The sequence below is a fragment of the Bacteroides ilei genome, from assembly GCF_900128495.1.
GTDB classification, from domain to species: domain Bacteria; phylum Bacteroidota; class Bacteroidia; order Bacteroidales; family Bacteroidaceae; genus Phocaeicola; species Phocaeicola ilei.
Map to the genome: position 1 here is coordinate 2,634,812 of NZ_LT635801.1, position 18,599 is coordinate 2,653,410.

General features: G+C 44.5%; 9 protein-coding genes and 2 pseudogenes. 10 read left to right on the plus strand and 1 reads right to left on the minus strand.

Annotation, left to right across the window (positions count from 1 at the left end; translation table 11 throughout):
- Positions 1-4: 4 nt before the first annotated feature.
- Positions 5-1,393 (minus strand): PTS galactitol transporter subunit IIC, encoded by a 1,389-nt coding sequence (locus BQ7489_RS11320; RefSeq protein ID WP_072531088.1) that lies wholly within the window; start codon positions 1,391-1,393, stop codon positions 5-7.
- Positions 1,394-1,716: 323 nt separating this feature from the next.
- Between BQ7489_RS11320 and BQ7489_RS17910 the strand changes: the two are divergent.
- The 10 genes and pseudogenes from BQ7489_RS17910 to BQ7489_RS11360 all read left to right on the plus strand — a co-directional run.
- A pseudogene (locus BQ7489_RS17910) lies at positions 1,717-2,877 on the plus strand (glycoside hydrolase family 88/105 protein); the annotation flags it as partial.
- A gap of 36 nt (positions 2,878-2,913) precedes the next feature.
- Positions 2,914-3,783 (plus strand): pectinesterase family protein, encoded by an 870-nt coding sequence (locus tag BQ7489_RS17915; RefSeq protein ID WP_317042551.1) that lies wholly within the window; start codon positions 2,914-2,916, stop codon positions 3,781-3,783.
- A gap of 111 nt (positions 3,784-3,894) precedes the next feature.
- Positions 3,895-7,149: a SusC/RagA family TonB-linked outer membrane protein gene (locus BQ7489_RS11330; protein WP_072531089.1), complete on the plus strand. Its 3,255-nt coding sequence runs from the start codon at positions 3,895-3,897 to the stop codon at positions 7,147-7,149.
- Positions 7,150-7,178: 29 nt separating this feature from the next.
- On the plus strand, positions 7,179-9,128 hold the full coding sequence (locus BQ7489_RS11335; protein WP_072531090.1) for a RagB/SusD family nutrient uptake outer membrane protein: 1,950 nt from the start codon (positions 7,179-7,181) through the stop codon (positions 9,126-9,128).
- Positions 9,129-9,157: 29 nt separating this feature from the next.
- Entirely contained in the window at positions 9,158-10,780 is a 1,623-nt protein-coding gene (locus tag BQ7489_RS11340) for a DUF5123 domain-containing protein (RefSeq protein ID WP_072531091.1), read from the plus strand.
- 143 nt (positions 10,781-10,923) lie between these two features.
- Positions 10,924-12,501 carry a pectate lyase family protein gene (locus BQ7489_RS11345; RefSeq protein ID WP_072531092.1) on the plus strand — a complete coding sequence of 526 codons (1,578 nt, stop codon included), beginning with the start codon at positions 10,924-10,926 and terminating at the stop codon, positions 12,499-12,501.
- Positions 12,502-12,755: 254 nt separating this feature from the next.
- Positions 12,756-14,198 carry a pectate lyase family protein gene (locus BQ7489_RS11350; protein WP_072532154.1) on the plus strand — a complete coding sequence of 481 codons (1,443 nt, stop codon included), beginning with the start codon at positions 12,756-12,758 and terminating at the stop codon, positions 14,196-14,198.
- A 394-nt stretch (positions 14,199-14,592) separates the two neighbouring features.
- A pseudogene (pelA, locus tag BQ7489_RS17805) lies at positions 14,593-15,561 on the plus strand (pectate lyase); the annotation flags it as partial.
- A 9-nt stretch (positions 15,562-15,570) separates the two neighbouring features.
- Positions 15,571-16,722, plus strand: a complete 1,152-nt coding sequence (locus BQ7489_RS17810; protein ID WP_394334081.1) for a dienelactone hydrolase family protein — start codon at positions 15,571-15,573, stop codon at positions 16,720-16,722.
- Positions 16,719-18,443, plus strand: coding sequence for a pectinesterase family protein (locus tag BQ7489_RS11360; RefSeq protein ID WP_072531094.1), 1,725 nt, complete (start codon positions 16,719-16,721; stop codon positions 18,441-18,443). Before BQ7489_RS17810 ends, BQ7489_RS11360 begins: the two co-directional genes overlap by 4 nt.
- Positions 18,444-18,599 lie beyond the last annotated feature (156 nt).

The following is an 18,599-nucleotide window of genomic DNA, read 5'->3' on the forward strand; positions in this document are numbered from 1 at the left end:
TATATTATTGATTGTTGCGACTTTCTTTTATGATTCTGCTCCGATTGAATATGGCCATAGCCAAAGTACAGAGAACCAGAATGATGGAGCCAATGATTTTCAGATTGTACATCAGATGGAATATAAGCCATGAGAAGAGGCTTGATGCGAAGTCCAGTGCTCCTCCCTGGAATCCGTCCGGTATTTTTACGGCCGAGTCGCCGGTCTTTTCGTATACGTCTTTCGCTGCCTGGGTAAAGAATGGGGCCAGGTCGGTTACAAAATAGAGGCCTACAATCAGTGCTACCAAACCGATAATAAAGGTTTTCAAGACGTTACCGTTTGTGATTGGAAGAACTGCCGGGAACAGATAGAACATACCGGCCAGTGAAGCCAGAGGAAGGAATTGGTTGCCCGGCAAAACGACAGACAGGAATAATGTTACCGGAATCAGCAGCAGGGAAACTACCAGTGTGGTAGGATGTCCGATAACCAGAGCCGGACTCATTCCGATATTCAGACCGGCGCTGTTTTTGAACTTGCGGGCAATCAGTTCACGTGTTGCGTCTGATATCGGGCGCAGACCTTCGATGAACAATGCCGTGACACGTGGAATAAGTTCCATTACGGCTCCCATCTTGATACCCAGTCCCAAGATAGAGGGAATATTGTCAACCAGCTGCCGGCTGTTTTCACAGGCAAGGGCACCGATGGCGCATCCGACGATAACTCCCAGGAATAGAGGTTCTCCCATAATGCCGAATTTCTTTTTCATGCCTTCAGCGTCGATATAGAGTTTGTCGAAACCAGGAATCAGATCCAATGCCTTGTTGATGACTACAGCAAAGGGAACGAAACCTTGGCAGAACGGTTGTGGAATGGATATTCCGTCCATCTTATCGTAATATGATTGGAATTGCTTGCTGGTCAGATCGGCCATGACCAACGTGATGATATAGCAGATGATGGCAGCAAAGAATCCCCACCAGATATTGTCGGTTGCGAAGTAGACTACTGCTCCGATAAAGGCAAAATGCCAATAGTTCCATAAATCGATGTTGACGGTCTTTGTCGTTTTGGTCAGCAACATTACGATATTGACTGCCAGACATACCGGAATGATGAAGGCTCCTACCGATGTGTTATAGGCAACAGATGCGGCGGCTGGCCATCCCATATCAAAGATTCCTAGACTTAATCCGTAAATTTCGGTTACTTTTTTCAGTGGATCTCCCAGACTACTGGTCAGAAGGGCTGTAATGACAGAGAGTCCTACAAATCCGACTCCGACTAATAAACCGCTTTTTAAAGCTTTTCCGAATTTAATACCTATGCATACTCCGAGTATTGTAAAAATAATAGGCATCATAACGGCCGCGCCCAGGCCGATGATATAACTAAAAACTTGTTCCATATTCTTCTGTTTGTCTTTCTATAAATAGAGGTTTAGGGTTAATAAATAAAATGTTTTGCATCAAAAGTACTTTGTTTTCTTATAATTTGCAATTCATTTAGTGTTAAAATCTTAATTAAATCAAATTAATAACATTTTTTTCAGTGTTCGTACACAATTTTTTTAGTGTTCGCACACAATAATTATAAGAGGTGGTTAATTAATCTACTTATAAGCACAGAAAATCCACATCTGTTACATGGGTTATTTGTTATATTTGTCAATAGAAATAACTTTAATATTAAGATATGGGAAACAAAGGAATAGTATTGGGGTGTCTGGGAATGTTCGCCTTCCTGTTTGGAGGTATACAGGCTAAGGCCGATATTGTGGAACAGCAGAAGCCGTGGTCGGTGAGAATGGCCGAATCGGAAATGGTGCGCTGGCCGGAGTCCTGGCAGCTGGATTTCCAGCCTGCATTGAAGTGGGATTATTGTCACGGGTTGGAACTGGGGGCTATGCTCGATGTCTATGACCGGTATGGTGATTCTAAGTTTTTTGATTATGCAGTGGCCTATGCCGATACGATGGTAAATGCCGACGGAACGGTAAAGAAATACAAGTTGGCAGATTATAGTCTCGACCGTGTAAATTCGGGAAAGATTCTGTTCCGTATTTATGAGCAGACAAAAGATAAAAAATATAAGAAGGCGCTTGATCTGTTCAGAAGTCAGTTCGACGGTCAGCCACGTAACGCCGACGGTGGATTCTGGCATAAGAAGATTTATCCGCATCAGATGTGGCTGGACGGAGTATATATGGGTGCACCTTATCTGGCGGAATATGCTTTCCGGAATAATGAGCCGGATTCTTATCAGGAGGTAATCAGGCAGATAAAGCTGGCAGCTTTACATACTTACGATCCGGAAACTGGCCTGTATCGGCATGCCTGCGATGTAAGTAAGACTGAAAAGTGGGCGGATAAGTCTACCGGGCAGTCTCTTCATACTTGGGGGCGTGCTTTGGGATGGTATGCTATGGCCATTGTCGATGCGCTTGACTATATCCCTTTGCATGAGGAAGGGCGTGATTCGGTCCTGGCCATATTCGACAATATAGCCAAGCAGCTCAAGAAATACCAGAGTCCGGAAGGTTTGTGGTATCAGGTGATGGACAGAAGCGGTGATGAAGGCAATTATCTGGAGTCTTCCTGTTCGTCCATGTTTGTCTATTCCTTGTTGAAAGGAATCCGCAAAGGTTATCTGCCGGCTTCATATTTTTCGGTTGCACGGAAAGGATACGAAGGGATTCTGAATGAGTTCATTAAGGTAGATGATAACGGGTTGGTGTCGATTACGAAAGCATGTGCGGTTGCGGGCCTTGGCGGCAAGGTCTATCGTTCGGGTGATTATGACTATTATATCCATGAACAGATCCGTGACAATGATCCGAAGGCTGTCGCTCCGTTTATTATGGCCTCATTGGAGTGGGAACGTTTACCGAAAGAACAGAGGCGCTTTGCGGAACCTCGCCAGTTGGTGGTGGCTCAGGACGGTTCCGGTGATTACCAGACAATAGCCGAGGCATTGGAGGCGATAAGGGCTTTTATGGACTTTGATGTGAAAATTTATGTGAAGTCCGGAATATATAAGGAGAAGCTGGTTGTTCCTTCATGGATTCAGAATGTGGAGATTATAGGTGAGGATGTCAACAATACGGTTATCACTCATGCCGATCATGCCAATATGAACCATATGGGAACGTTCCGCACCTATACGGTTAAGGTAGAGGGAAGCCATATCACTTTCCGTAACATTACGATTGAAAACAATGCTCCCCGGTTGGGACAGGCGGTTGCCCTGCATACGGAGGGTGATTGTCTTCGTTTCATCAATTGCCGTTTTCTGGGTAATCAGGATACGGTATATACCGGAGTGGCCGGTACCCGTCTTTATTTTGACCATTGTTATATTGAAGGGACTACCGATTTTATATTCGGACCGTCTACAGCCTGGTTCGAGGAATGTGTCATTCATAGTAAGGCCGATTCTTATGTGACTGCAGCTTCTACACCACAGAATGTCATGTATGGTTACGTGTTCAACAAATGCAGGCTGACTGCAGATGATTCTGTAAGTAAAGTTTATCTAGGACGTCCGTGGAGACCTTACGCCTATACCTTGTTTATGAATTGTGAGTTGGGTAAACATATTGTTCCGCAAGGCTGGAACAACTGGAGGAACAAGGCTAACGAAAAGACTGCACGTTATGCAGAATTTAAGAATTCAGGAGAAGGAGCAGATTTATCAGGACGTGTGGCTTGGTCACGGCAACTGTCTGATAAAGAAGTGTCTGAAATAAATCTAGATTCGGTCTTCTCGACAACAAGTGAATGGAATCCTTGTAAATAAAAACAATTATTATATAACTAAAAACAAAAAATGCACATAGAAGGATGTGTTTAAAATGAACTTTGCACACTGGATTTTTTTAAATGACACTATTTTAAACACATCTTTTTTATGTATTATCAACAAAAACTGAGAAGAAATGTTTTGACTTTCTTGTTGGGCTTGTTTTGTCTTGTTTCTTTTGCGCAGGGACAGCAGGTTCAAGGTATCGTGAAAGACAAGACAGGAGAGCCGATGATCGGCGTAAACGTATTGGTAAAAGGTACTACAAACGGTACTATTACAGGTATTGACGGTGATTTTATTCTTACAGGAGTAAAGAAATCGGATGTATTGTCTTTTACTTATATCGGTTATAAGGGAAAAGAAGTCAAGTATGAAGGTCAGGCTACCTTAAATGTAACCATGGAAGAGGATTCCGAGACTCTGGATGAGGTTGTGGTGATCGGTTATGGTACAGTCAACAAGCGTGATTTGACTGGTGCAGTTGCTTCAGTCAGCTCAGAAAAGATTGCTGCGGTTCCGGTTTCCAGTGCGGCAGAGGCTTTGACCGGTAAACTGGCTGGTGTGAACATTACTACAACTGAAGGTTCTCCTGATGCAGAGATGAAGATACGTGTACGTGGAGGTGGATCCTTGTCGCAGGATAATTCTCCGTTATATATAGTTGATGGTTTTCCTGTATCAAGTATCAGTGATATTGCTCCGTCTGAAATTCAGAGTATTGACGTATTGAAAGATGCTTCTTCAACAGCTATCTATGGTGCCCGTGGTGCAAACGGTGTAATTATCGTGACTACAAAGAGTGGTTCTGAAGGTAAGACTCAGGTGGATTTCAACGCTTCTTATGGATTCAAGAAGGTAACTAAGTTGGTTAAGGTGATGAGTCCTTATGACTATGTAGCTTATCAACACGAATTGGGGTCTACGGATTATGGTAATTATCAGGATCTGGATATCTGGAAGTCGGTTGAAGGTGAAGATTTCCAGGATGAAATCTTCGGTCGTACCGGTAACCAGACTCAATATAACGTAAATGTGAGCGGCGGTAGTAAGCAGATCAAATATAATGTAAGCTACGCTCACAACGGTGAGGAAAGTATTATGTTGGGATCCGGTTACAGCAAAGATAACATCAATGCAAAGATCAATGCAGAATTGAGCAAATGGATGACATTGGATTTTAATGCTCGTATGAGTTATACTACAATTGATGGATTGAGTGGTGGTGCCGATACAAACGAATCTAATGCTGCAAATTCAATTGTAGCCAATTCGGCCCGTTTCCGTCCTGTTGATCCGCTGACCTCCAATTCTGATGATGATGAAAATAATACAGGTACTCAGAAGGATCCGTTGGAACGTCTGCTTGCTACTTATAAGAAAAAATCTACTCTCAATCAGAATTATAACGTAGGTTTGAACTGGAAGCCATTCAAGAATATTACAATCCGTTCTGAATTCGGTTATGGATGGAAATATGAAAATACGGATCAGGTATGGTCGTCTGACGCAGTCCAGAATTCAAAACTGGGTTATAACGGTCAGCCGCAGGCAGTATTTAACCGTGATGTGACCAAGAACTGGCGTAATGCGAATACCATTACTTATGACAACAAGAAAATGTTTGGCGGACGTGACCGCTTGAATGTCCTGTTAGGTCATGAAGTAAGCAGCAGTCAGGAAACGACTTTGGAAAATACTTCTGTTGCTTTTCCTACATCTATGACTATTGATGAAGTTCTGGCCAATATGGGTGCCGGTACTGCATTGCCTAATCAGACCAATATTGGTATTAAAGATAATATGGTATCTTTCTTTGGACGTGCGAATTATACATTGATGGATAAATATCTGATGACAGTGACAGTACGTGCCGATGGTTCCAGCAAGTTTGCTAAAGGTAATCAATGGGGTGTCTTCCCTTCTGCAGCATTGGCTTGGCGTATTTCGGATGAAGCATTCATGAAAAACACTTCCAAGTGGCTGTCTAATCTGAAATTGCGTCTGAGTTTCGGTACAGCCGGTAATAACCGTATTAACTCAGGTTTGATGTACAGCACGTTCTCTTTGTCTGGAAACACATCGAAGGCACCTTTCTTTGATGAAAACCGTGGATCTATGTTGGAACATGGAACTACCCTCTCTAATCCGGAGCTGAAATGGGAAACTACCATTACCCGAAATTTGGGTATTGACTTTGGTTTCTGGAACAACCGTCTGTCGGGTTCTGTCGATGTTTATTGGAATACGACAAAAGACCTGCTTATGCAGACTGAGATTCCGTCCAATACCGGTTACAGCTATCAGTACCAGAATTTCGGTAAGACCTCGAATAAAGGTATCGAATTGTCGTTGAATGCTGTGATGCTGGATAAGAAGAATGCCAGTTTGAATTTTAATTTCAATATTTCTTATAACAAGAACCGGATTGATGAATTGAACTCTGATAATCCGTGGCAGCAGTCTTATTCATGGGCTGGAAGTACATTGGCCAAATATGAAAACTATTGTGTGGAAGAAGGTGGTAGCCTGGGAGAAATCTGGGGGTATAAGACAAACGGTTTCTTTACAGCTTATGACCCGGTATCTAATCCGAACGGTGAATTGGTGCTGAACGGTACCAGTTGGGCATTGAGAGACGGTATCCAGGATAACAGTAAATCAATTACCGGTGGTACTTTGTATCCGGGTGCATTGAAGTTGGTATGTGATGAGAACGGTGAACCGGTAAAACAGAGACTGGGAAATACGGTTGCTCCTGTAACCGGTGGTTTCGGTTTTGATGGAACAATCGGTAACTTTGATTTTAACCTGTTCTTCAATTATTCGGTAGGTAACCAGATTATTAACGGTACCAAGTTGGCTTTGTCATTCTACACCGGTTCGGCCAAAGGTTATAACCTGAATAATGATTTCTCTTTGGCAAACGGCCGTTATACTTGGATTGACCCGAGTACAGGTCTGAATCTGGGACGTCCTAGTGTCAATACGATTGAAGCTTACGGAGGTGCTGAAAATTTGATTGCACGTCTGAATGAAATCAATGCGAATGCTGCTATCTATAATCCGGCTGCAGTTTCAACTATGCAGTTGACAGACTATGCTGTTGAGGATGCTTCATTCCTGCGTATCAATAATATTACTGTAGGTTATACGTTGCCGAAGTCATGGGCTAAGAAAGTGTTTGCCCAAAGAATCAGAATCTATGTGACAGGCTATAACTTATACTGCATTACAAATTATTCTGGTGCAGATCCTGAAGTGGATACAAGCAGTAAGAAGAATCCGATGAACCCGGGTGTTGACTATGCTGCATATCCGAAGAGCCGTTCATTTGTCGGTGGTATCAATGTTACATTCTAAAAAACAATATTAAGTTTGGAGATTATTTTATGAAAAATATAGTAAAACTGTTTATTCTGGGTGCCGGGGTCCTTTCAACAACAGCCTGCTCCGATTTTCTGGAACAGAATTCACCTTCGGACCTGACGTCTGAAACCATATCTCAGTCAAGTTATTATACAGGACTGACTGTCAATAAGATTTATGGCGACCTGACAAATGACATTACTTACTCACAGGCAATTCCTATCATTTGGGGATTGAATTCCGATTGTGAATTGGTGGATGGCTTGGGAGATGATGCTGTCAATTCTTCCAGTGAACGTGGTAACATGAACTATAATGCGAATCCGGGCTGGTCTAAGTTAAGTGATATGTGGACCAAGATGTATGGTGCCATAGAGAATGCTAATCTGGCTATTGACATGGTCAATAACAGCCCGTTGGTTGCGGCTGGAGGTTCTGAGGCGACTACCATGCTGCGTTATAAGGGAGAAGCCCTGACATTGCGTGCCATGCTTTATCTGGATCTGATCCGTTTCTTTGGGGATATTCCGATGAAACTTGAACCGAGTCAGTCTGATTTGAGTAATGCATATCTGGCAAAGACCGACCGTGATGTCATCATGGACACTTTGATGGTCAATTTGAAGGAGGCCATTGAGTATCTGCCATGGGCCGGTGAAGTTTCTACATACACTACCGAACATGTAACCAAGGGTTATGCACATGCCTTGCTGGCACAGATTGCTTTGACCCGTGCGGGATGGGCCATCCGTGAAAAGGCAAAAGAAGGTTATGAAACTGCTACTTATTCGGATCCCACCTATCCAACTCAGCGTTGTGATGCCGCTACCCGTAAGGCAATGTATGAACTGGCATTGGAACATTTGAGCGCAGTAGTTTCCAATTCTACACATAATCTGAATCCGTCGTTCGAGAATGAATGGTATCTGCTGAACCAGCGTGAACTTGATCAGACTTACCGTGAAAATATCTTTGAAATACCGATGGGACTGGGTGTCAGCGGTGAATTGGGTTATACTGTCGGGGTCCGTATAAACGGTGCGAGTGCCTATTACGGTGCCAAGGGTAATTCATCCGGTAAGATGAAAGTGACTGCACCTTTGTTCTGGTCATACGACAAGAAGGACCAGCGTCGGGACATTACTTGTGCACAGGTACAGTTGAAGGAAGAGAATGGTGCTATTAAGGAAAGCTTTATCGGTAATTCTCCTTTTGCCATTTATGTAGGGAAATGGGATGTCCGTAAGATGGATGAAGAATGGCGTCAGTCGGCTATTGCTACAGGTAATGCCAAATGGATGACCGGTATCAATGTTGTCCGTATGCGTTATTCTCAGGTATTGCTGATGTATGCAGAAGTCATGAACGAATTGGCTGGTCCTGACGGAAGCTATAGCGGTGATGCCGGTTTGACAGCCCGTCAGGCATTGAAGGAGGTTCATTGCCGTGCGTTTGCCGATGCTGATAAGGCCGATGCCGAAGCTTATGTTAACGGAATCGCTGCAACGAAAGATGCTATGTTCGATGCTATCGTCGATGAAAATGCGTGGGAACTTGCCGGTGAAGGAGTACGTAAATTTGACCTGATCCGTTGGAATCTGCTGGCTGAGAAAATCAATGAATTTAAAGATGCCTATGTTTCTCAGATGCAGGATGAGGTGAACGGTTATCCGGAGAAAATCTATTTCAACTATTCGGATGCTGCACAGACTACTATAGACATGTCTAGTATCACCTGGTATGGTCTGCCTGAAGGAAAATCTGATAAAGATTATGATGACAGTAAGGATTTCTTCGGTAAAGAAAGAGTGGATGATGCTCAGAAGAATCTGAAGATAAATCTTCCTTCTATTTCCAGTGGTCTTGTGGGGGACAATGTAGAAGTTATCAACCGTTATCTGCTGCCGATCGGATCAACTACGATTTCTGCTGCTGGCGGAGCATTGCATAATTCTTACGGATATACAGATTAATCATTGCAAATCAAATAAAGGAATAAAAGATGAAAAACATTAAATATATTGCTGGTACAGGAGTTTTGATGCTTATGTCTGCATTCAGCTTCGTTTCATGTACCGATGGTAATGATTGGGATGTAGACAAATCTTACGACCGTGTATTCAGTGTGCAGGAAGACAAGATTTCTGTGTCGGAAGATGCTACTACTGCCGAGGTGTCATGGACTACTGTAACCGGTGCTACAAGTTATATCATTGAAATCAGTACCGATAGTCTTTATAACGATATTGAGATGGGTGGCTCTAATGCTGTGGTGTACGGTTCAGACAATTCAATTGTTGAAAGTCCGTATGTCATTACAGGTTTGAAGGCTGATACAAAGTATTTCTTGCGTATGAAGGCCGTAGCCGACGGCAAGCAGGATTCCAGATGGTCGTATCTGGATGACTATAGCTTTACGACAAAGACAGAGCAGATTTTTGAATCACTTTCCGGTAATGATTTGAAAGCTGAATCTGTGACTTTACGTTGGGAGGCTGGAGCCGATGTAGAACGAATCGATATTACTGATGCCAATGGAGCGGTAGTCGTTTCTTATAACCTGTCGGCCGATGAGAAAACAGCCGGAACTGCTACAATTTCAGGTCTGACTCCGTTGACCTCTTATACAGCTACGCTGTACTTGGGTGAAACCAAACGTGGTGTACTCGAATTTACAACAACAGCACAGGTTCCAGATGCGGACTTTACATACAATTTGGCAGCAAGCGATTCGTTGAATAATGCAGTTCTGGAAGATCTGTTGGCTCAAGGTTATCAGACAGTGAATGTTACTTTGGCAGCAGGTGCCGAATATTACAATGAAGAAACTCTGGATATTCCTGACGGAATGTCTGTAACGTTCTTTGGTATGCCGGGAGATAAACAGGCTGTGGTAGGAGTCAAGAATTTCAATCTGGAAGGAACACATGCATTTGTCAATTTTGAAAATGTTGAATTGACGGGTGAGTATGGTGAATATATCATCAATCAGGATGTTGAAGCTACGGTTGGTACCGTCAAGTTCAGTAACTGCTTTATTCATGACTTCAAGCAGTGTCCTGTCAGAATGAAGGAATCGGATGCCAAAGTGATTAATGAACTGATCTTCGAAAAATGTACGGTATATGGTTCTACAAGCAGAACATACAGTTTGGTACATGTGGATGCCGGAAGCGGTAAGGGTACGATTCAAAATGTCCGCTTTACCCAATCTACTATCGTCTATACGGGTAAGAGTTTTGTATACAGTAAGAATACTAACTTCACTTCGCTGGTTATTGAAGATTGTACGTTAAGTAAGGTAATCGGTAGCGGTGATTATCTGTTGGATTGTGGCAGCGATTCTTACGGCCCTTCCGAAGGTGTTACCATCAAGAATACAATTCTGGGTAGTACGGCAACCGAAACGACAAAAGGTATCCGTGCTTCAGGCAATGTGACTGTTGACAATTCATACCAGACAAGTGACGTTTATTTCACAGGCAATAAATTCAGCGGACTGACGGATTATGAAGGAACAGAGGCACAGTTGTTCCAGGATCCGGCTAATTTTGACTTTACTATCATTGATAACAGCTTTGCCGGTAAAGACAATTGCGGTGATCCGCGCTGGTATAAAAAATAACGTATAAGGTTATTGTATTGTAATAGAAGGAGATATGTCTTCCTGACATATCTCCTTTTTTAATGATTCTCTGTAGGGAGAGAAACATTTCAGATGTCTTGTCTTTACCCGATAACTATTTCCTTAATTCTATTATTAATAATATGTCAAATAACTGTATAAGCGTTTTATGCGTTTTTTTTCTGCTTACTTTTATTTCGTGTTCAGGTGATGAACCCAAGTTGGGTAATACTCCGGATGCCAATCCGGAAAATCCTACACCTGAAAAACCAGGTGATGATGGCAGTGCCTCCACCCTTCCGGAGTATGATGCTCCTGACCGTTCCAGAATTATCGCATTTCCCGGTGCATATGGAGCCGGCCGTTATACGGCAGGAGGTGCCGGAGGCAAGGTTTATGTTGTCTCTTCATTGAAAGATGACGGATCTGTCGGAACATTGCGTCATGCTGTGGAAGCTTCGGGAAAAAGAACCGTGGTCTTTGCTGTAGGCGGAGTCATCGAATTGGCCAAACAACTGGTGATAAAGAATGATGATATAACAATAGCCGGACAGACAGCTCCGGGAGCAGGAATCTGCTTGAAAAACTATACGTTACGGGTAAATGCCAATAATGTCATTATCCGTTTCATCCGTTGCCGTATGGGGGATGAGTGTAAGACTGAAGACGATGCGATGAACGGTTATCAGAGTTCCTATCCGGGCAAGAAGAACATCATTGTCGATCATTGCTCCATGAGCTGGAGTACCGATGAATGTGCCTCTTTTTACGGGAATACAGATTTTACCATGCAGTGGTGTATCGTAAGTGAGAGTCTGACCAACTCGGTCCATGTCAAAGGAGGACATGGATATGGAGGCTTGTGGGGAGGTAGTCCGGCTACTTTCCATCATAATCTGCTGGCACATCACAGTAACCGTACACCACGTCTCTGCGGAAGCCGCTATTCGAACCGTGCGGACATGGAAAAGGTGGAATTGTGCAACAATGTGGTCTATAACTGGGCGAGTGAAGGTGCATACGGTGCACAGGGAGGTTCTTATAATGTCCTGAACAATTATTATAAACCGGGTCCTGTAGCGGCACCAAAAAAGGTACATTGCCGTTTCTTTACAGCCTATGTCGATGACGGAGAGAACAACCAGGCTAAAGGGGTAGCAGGGATGTTTTATCTGGCCGGGAATTACATGGATAATTCACGTACCGATCTTTCCAGCAGCCAGCAGAAGGAGATAGCGGCAGCCAATGCCGACAATACCTGTTCTACGGCGTTTGTTGTCAAGAATGACGAAGTCCCGGTTAAAGGATTGCTGTTAGCTTCACGGGTCGAGATTTCGGATGATTATACTTATCTGCAGTCGGCAAAGGATGCATACGAATCTGTTCTGGCCTATGCGGGAGCTTCTGACAAACGTGATGCAATCGATACCCGTATTGTAAAGGAAACACGCGAGGGAACGTACACGTACCATGGCTCGAATGGAAGTGATTACGGATTCATCGATACCCAGAAGGATGTGGAAGGATGGGCTGAATATACTGAGACCCGAAGCTCATTGGCTGATACCGACCAGGATGGTATGCCTGATGACTGGGAAAAAGAGAAAGGGTTGGCCCCGGATGATGCATCTGACGCTGTAAAATACAATTTAAGCAAGGAATATACCAACTTGGAAGTTTACTTGAATGAGTTGGTCAAAGATTTATACCCTGAATTTTAAAGGCTTGTTTTATTTTCAGGCCGGTATATCTTTCATCCGTGTAGAATAAATGAAGGTTTCTGGTGGAATTTTTGTGTATATGACTAAAAATACGGCAGATAAAACATATTTTTTATGTCCGGTCATAAAGAAAGGTTTATTTTTGGACGTTTTTCTGATGTAATTTGTTGATATTAAAATAATGTGCTTCTATGAAAAATGTATTGTTTAGCATTTCTTTTCTGGCATTGACTATGTCTTTGGCTTCGTCACCTATGTCGGCATTACCGGCGGTCGGCGGAGGGGTTGTCCCCTTGAAGGAGTATCCGGCTCCCGACCGTTCACACATCCCGGCATTTCCCGGAGCAGACGGGGCAGGCAAGTATACATCCGGTGGAGCAGGTGGAAAGGTTCTTGTGGTCCGTTCGTTGAAAGATGACGGGTCGGAAGGGACTTTGCGTTGGGCTATCCGCAAGAAGGGGCCGCGTACCATTGTTTTTGCGGTAAGTGGAATTATTGAGCTGACCGAACCGTTGAAGATACATAACGGTGATGTGACAATTGCGGGGCAGACGGCTCCGGGAGACGGTATCTGTCTGAAGAACTATACGTTCAATATCCAGGCCGATAATGTAATTGTCCGTTTTATCCGTTCACGGATGGGGGCCGATGCCAAACGGAAAGGAGACGATGCGATGAATGCGTTCCAGAATCACCGGAATATCATCATCGACCATTGTTCCATGAGCTGGAGTACCGATGAATGTGCTACGTTCTATGACAACAGTAACTTTACTCTGCAATGGTGTATCATCAGTGAAAGCCTGGCCAATTCCATTCATGAAAAAGGGGCTCATGGATATGGTGGCATCTGGGGAGGACAGACAGCTTCTTTTCATCATAATCTGTTGGCAAACCATACCAACCGTACCCCGCGTCTGTGTGGCAGCCGTTATACAGGTAAGCCGGAGGAAGAGAAGGTGGATCTGTTCAATAATGTGATCTATAATTATGGAAGCGCGGGAGCTTATGCCGGTGAAGGAGGAAGCTATAATTTTCTGAACAATTATTATAAGCCGGGACCGTTTACCGCAACCAAGTCGTCGTACAAGCGTTTGTTTACAGCATATGCCGATGACGGGAAAAACAATAATGTCAAAGGAGTACATGGCGTGTTTTACTTTAACGGGAATTACATGGATCCTACCTGCAGCAGTCTTACAGACAAGCAACGTCAGGATATGATGAAGGTGAATAAGGATAATACGGTGGGGTTGGTTGTTAGCGGCAAGTTTGCTCCGAAGAATGAACTTTTGTCCGACAAACCGTTTGAAATAGCGGAACGGTCTACCTTGCAACCGGCATGGGATGCCTTCGAGTCTGTTCTGGCGTATGCAGGTGCTTCTTACAGGCGTGATTCATATGACTGCCGTATTGTGGATGAGACTAGAAAAGGTATTTACAGTTATACGGGAAGTCATGGAAGTTCGTTAGGGATAATAGACCAGCCGAGTGACGTCGGTGGATGGCCGGAATATAAAACGGCGGAAGTCCCGGCCGACAGTGACGCCGACGGTATGCCGGACGCATGGGAAAAGGAACATGGTCTGGATCCGGAGGACGCTTCTGATTCCGCCGGATATAACTTGAGTGCGGAATATACGAATCTGGAAGTCTATATGAACGGTCTGGTCAATCATTTATATTCTCAGAAATAGCGAGGATTATAACGGTGGAAACAAACCGTCAGGAAAAGGACTTGAAATGTTGGAGGAGATAACTTGAAATTTTAGATAAAAGAACTTGGAATCTTGGATGGAAGACCTTGATGTTTCTGAAAAAGAACCTGATCTTCCGGAAAAGATTTCAAGTTCTTTTTTTATGATGGAAAATCCGTCCGTGATTACCGGAAAAACGTTTTTTATCAGATTTATCATCTTGACGGTGAAATAATCACCATATTAGAACAATTATTCCCTTTGAAAACTTCGGATTTTACGTATTTTTGGTCGTAAATCTAAAAATCTAATTACCATGAACTGGAAAAGATATTGTGTATATGCAATGATGTTGGGGGTGGGGATGTATGCCGAGGCTCAGGACATTCCATCCATGAAGCCTTTTTCCGATGGTATCCACCATTGGAATCTGGTGAATCCCGACCGGAACTATAAGCGTTTTACGCCGGAACAATATGTGAAGATAGCCGATAATTTTGTAGCGTACCAGAATGAGGACGGCGGCTGGCCTAAGAACATTGACTGGCAGGCCGAACTGAATACGGATTCCGTTAAGGCTACTATAGACGGTCATCAGCGGAGAAGTACGCTTGATAACCGGAATACCTATTCGCAGATTGAATATCTGGCCCAGGTCTATACGTTGACAAAAGTCTCCAAATATAAGGATGCGGCCCAAAGAGGTCTGGATTTCCTGTTGCGTACCCAAAAGAAGAACGGTGGATGGAGAGGTTGGGATGTGGATGCAATCACGTTCAATGATGAGGTGTCTACAGGTGTGCTCCGTCTTTTTCTTCATATCAATGAAGGGGACATAAATTTCGGTTGGTTGGACGATACGACACGCAGGCGCATCTATCAGGCTTTTGAAAAGGGAATTGACATGATTCTGCGTACCCAGTATGTACAGGACGGGGTAAAGACCGTATGGGGGCAACAGCATGATAATGAAACTCTTTTGCCCACAGGAGCTCGTTCGTTCGAGCTGGCGTCTCTTACGGCCGGCGAAAGCTGTGATGTCATCAGTCTGCTGATGGAAATCCCGCATCCTTCTGCACAGATTACAGAAGCTGTAAAATCGGCAGTAGCCTGGCTGGAAAAAGTAGCCATCAAGGGTATCCGTGTGGAACAGGTCGCTGTTCCGGCCGATAAGGCTACCAATCCGGAGTATCCGTTCGATCGGGTTGTGGTAAAGGACAGGAAGGCTCCCCGTATCTGGTCGCGTTATTATGAGATGACCGACAATACGCCGTTTATGTGTAACCGTGACGGGGTGAAGGTGTACAGGCTGTCGGATGTAAAACCCGAACGCAGGGTAGGGTACGACTGGTATACCTATGCTCCCGAACGTATATTGTCGGCCTATCCCGGCTGGCTGGAGCAGGTAGAGCGTGACAGTAATTTTGCCGGTTACGAGGTGGAAGACAATATGCCTTCGTTCTACAGGCAGATGAAGCAGTTGCTCACTTATCCGATGGCGTGGGAGAATACTACTGGAAAAAGTTTCGGGCAATGGCGTGAAGAGGCCAGAAACAAGTTGCTTGAATGTATGCAGCCGGCTCCTCCGGCAGCGCCTTATGACATGAAGGTGATCGACAGTGAAAAACGTGATGGATATGTCGTACAGAAGATTGTGTTCAATCTTTCGGAATGGTACCGTGTGCCTGCCTATCTGCTGGTACCCGACGGTAAGGGGCCTTTTCCGGGAGTGTTGTTGCTTCATGACCATGGAGCCCATTTTACAATCGGAAAGGAGAAGATGGTACGACCGTTCCATGTTTCGGAAACGATAATGAAAGATGCCGACAACTGGTCGGTTGTGTGCTACGACGGTCAGTATGTAGGCGATTATCTGGCCAAAAACGGTTATGTGGTATTGGCTGTCGACGCCCTTTTCTGGGGTGAACGCGGACGCAAGGAATATGCCCGTTATGATTCCCAGCAGGCTTTGGCGGCCAATATGTTGCAAATGGGAATGAATTGGGGTTCTTTGATTGCGTGGGATGACATACGGAGTGCCGAGTTTCTGGCATCTTTGCCTCAGGTAGATAAGGAAAAGGTCGGTACGATGGGATTTTCCATGGGGGCGCACCGTGCATGGATGACCGCTGCAGCTACCGATGCCGTCAAGGCTGGGGCTGCTGTATGCTGGATGAATACGACCGACAGTCTGATGACATTGACAAATAACCAGAATAAGGGCGGTTCGGCCTATTCCATGCTTATACCGGGTATCCGTAATTATATGGATTATCCGCATGTGGCTTCTGTAGCCTGTCCGAAGCCGATGCTGTTTATCAACGGGCTGAAAGACAAACTTTTCCCGGTGGAAGGAGTGAAAGAAGCGTATCGTATCATGCAAGGAGTCTGGGAGAGTCAGTCGGTCCCAGACCGTTTCCAGACCAAGTTGTATGATCTGCCTCATTTTTGCAGTAAGGATATCCAGCGCGATATCCTGGAGTTCTTTAACAAGGAATTTAATTATACACATACAGGAAAATGAAGAAATTACAGTTATTGATTGTAGCGTTGGCGGTATTGTGCTTGTCGGCGTTTAAGTCGGATCACGTCATCACTATTTTTATGATCGGTGATTCAACCATGGCCAACAAGACATTGGATGCCGGTAACCAGGAACGTGGTTGGGGACATGTATTGGGAGGCTTTTTTACGGAAGATGTCCGTGTAGACAATCATGCCTTGAACGGGCGCAGTTCGAAAAGTTTTATAGACGAGGGGCATTGGAAGAAAGTGATAGACAACGTGCGTCCGGGTGACTATGTGTTTATCCAGTTCGGTCATAACGATGAAAAGCCGAAACCCGACCGTCATACCGATCCGGGTACTACTTTTGATGAAAATTTGCGGAAGTTTGTCCGTGAAACCCGTGAAAAGGGAGGGATACCTGTATTGTTCAATTCGATTGTACGGCGGAATTTCGGGGAGAATCCGAATGCTGTAACCGATGATGACTTCCGTAAGGAGAAGGCTGATGAAATTGTGGAGGGTGACACGCTGGTCGATACGCATGGAAAATACTTGGATTCACCCCGTAATGTGGCTAGAGAGATGGGAGTATGTTTTATCGACCTGAATGCTGCCACGAAGAAACTGGTGGAATCTTATGGTCGTGAAGGGTCGAAGAAACTTTTCATGTGGATTCCCGAAGGTGTTTCTCCTGCCTGTCCGAAAGGTCGTCAGGATAATACTCACCTGAATGTGTTCGGAGCCCGTCAGGTAGCCAGACTGGCTGTTCAGGAAATTGAAAGCAAGATACCGGAACTGGCCAAATTTGTACGCTATTATGATTTTGTTGTAGCTAAGGATGGTAGCGGCGATTTCTTTACCGTACAGGAAGCTATAAATGCTGTACCCGATTTCCGGAAAAATAAGCGTACTACCATTTTAGTCCGTAAGGGTGAATACAAGGAACGTGTCATCATTCCTGCATGTAAGATCAATGTATCTTTGATCGGGGAAGACGGAGCCGTCATTACGGACGATGCTTATGCTTCCAAGCTTAATATATTGGGTGATCCGATGTCTACGTCCGGTTCATCTACCGTGTATGTCTATGCTCCCGACTTCTATGCCGAGAACATAACGTTTGCCAATACGGCAGGACGGGTAGGACAGGCAGTCGCCTGTTTTGTAGACGGCGACCGGGCCTATTTCAAGAACTGCCGTTTCCTGGGTAATCAGGATACGCTCTATACGTACGGCAAGGACAGCCGGCAGTTTTATGACCATTGTTATATAGAAGGGACTGTCGACTTTATATTCGGTTGGTCTACAGCTGTGTTCAAGGATTGTACCATCCATAGTCTGGGAGACGGTTATGTTACCGCTCCGTCGACCGACAAAGGAAAGAAGTACGGTTATGTATTCTGGAACTGTAAGCTGACCGGAGCAGATGAGGCCCGTAAAGTTTATTTGTCCCGCCCCTGGCGTCCGTATGCGCAGGCTGTCTATATTGAATGTGAGATGGGCAAGCACATTGTTCCGGCAGGATGGAACAATTGGGGTAAGAAATCGAACGAGTCTACCGTGTTTTATGCCGAATATAAGAGTACTGGTGAAGGAGCTGACGCTGCGGCCCGTGCATCGTTCAGTAAACAGTTGAAAGATGTTTCCGCATATCGTCCGGAAGAGGTTTTGAAGGGTTCCGACGGGTGGAATCCGGTTGCCAACGGCAATGCGTTGCTGAAGGAAATAAAGCGTTAAGCGTTTTTAGTCATCCGCAAATTGTCTTTTGTGATGTCTTTAGCCTGGATAGAATAGGGACTTCCGACGATTTGCGGATGATTTTTGATTTGTTTGCCGAAAGAAAAATTCTCCTGTTTTTTCTATTTTTCTTACTTTTTCTTATTTTTGCTTTAA

Bases quoted from the DNA above. Each gene is read 5' to 3' on its own strand.
- BQ7489_RS11330 (WP_072531089.1), top strand. From the start codon at position 3,895: ATGTATTATCAACAAAAACTGAGAAGAAATGTTTTGACTTTCTTGTTG.
- BQ7489_RS11320 (WP_072531088.1), bottom strand. From the start codon at position 1,393: ATGGAACAAGTTTTTAGTTATATCATCGGCCTGGGCGCGGCCGTTATG.
- BQ7489_RS11345 (WP_072531092.1), top strand. From the start codon at position 10,924: ATGTCAAATAACTGTATAAGCGTTTTATGCGTTTTTTTTCTGCTTACT.
- BQ7489_RS11360 (WP_072531094.1), top strand. From the start codon at position 16,719: ATGAAGAAATTACAGTTATTGATTGTAGCGTTGGCGGTATTGTGCTTG.
- BQ7489_RS11340 (WP_072531091.1), top strand. From the start codon at position 9,158: ATGAAAAACATTAAATATATTGCTGGTACAGGAGTTTTGATGCTTATG.
- BQ7489_RS11335 (WP_072531090.1), top strand. From the start codon at position 7,179: ATGAAAAATATAGTAAAACTGTTTATTCTGGGTGCCGGGGTCCTTTCA.
- BQ7489_RS11350 (WP_072532154.1), top strand. From the start codon at position 12,756: ATGTCGGCATTACCGGCGGTCGGCGGAGGGGTTGTCCCCTTGAAGGAG.